This is a genomic window from Vibrio sp. 1288 (genome assembly GCF_033344475.1).
This window is the reverse complement of record NZ_JAWPOX010000361.1, coordinates 1-791: the sequence shown is the minus strand read 5'-3', so window position 1 is coordinate 791 and position 791 is coordinate 1. Positions and strand designations below refer to the sequence as shown.

Below are 791 nucleotides of genomic sequence, written 5' to 3'. Positions count from 1 at the left end.
ATATGCAGGAAAATAGCCGACATGAATGACATCACCCAAACATTGGACCAATCATTCATGAGCAACATATAAAAAAAGAAGAAAGGTAAACAGGTCGTAATCGTTATTTGATAATAGACGTGCACGAACTTTCGCCATGATGACGACAAACGGTTACGAAAAATGATGCCAAAAAACAGTGCGGAACAAAACAAACGTAGCGGCAAGTTTTCATAGGATTGCGGGAACATGAAGTCCCAAACGAAGTAGTAGAGCGGGAAGCCAATAAATCCCATCCAACCAACTAATGTTAAATTGGGCTCTGCGTACTCATATACCTTACGTATCGAATCCATACTATCTAATTTGTCTACTCCGCCTGACGTTCAAAGTTGTGACTTGCTATCTTTTTTATAATCACGTTGTTTTGTAATTATATATTACTTGCCAAATATAAGCAGCGCGAAATCCGTCAATTTATTCGCGATGCTTGTCTTTAAATTCAGTCTTTTATCTAAGTTCAGCTTGATTTCACGAATTTTTTGGTAAGGAGTTCAATTGCATATTATTTTATTGTGATTCAAGTAGAATCAACTTATGCGAGGGCAACGCGAATGTTGTTCTCACTCATCTTCGTTTGATTACTCTGCCCAACTCACAAATCAAAGGTGTTCTATGGAAAGCTCTCAAATTAAAAATGTTGTTTTCGATGTCGGCAACGTACTGGTTCGTTGGTCACCACCAGAGATTGTACGCTTAACATTTGGTCATTCCGTAGATGCAGAACAAATGGCGAAAAGACTGTTCTCAAA

Annotated in this window: 2 pseudogenes; one reads left to right on the top strand and one right to left on the bottom strand. The window is 38.2% G+C overall.

Features of this window, described 5'->3' with window-relative positions:
- Positions 1-335, bottom strand: a pseudogene (locus tag R8O11_RS26765) (hybrid sensor histidine kinase/response regulator); the annotation flags it as partial.
- Positions 336-654: 319 nt separating this feature from the next.
- Here R8O11_RS26765 and R8O11_RS26760 point away from each other — a divergent pair.
- Positions 655-791, top strand: a pseudogene (locus R8O11_RS26760) (HAD family phosphatase); the annotation flags it as partial.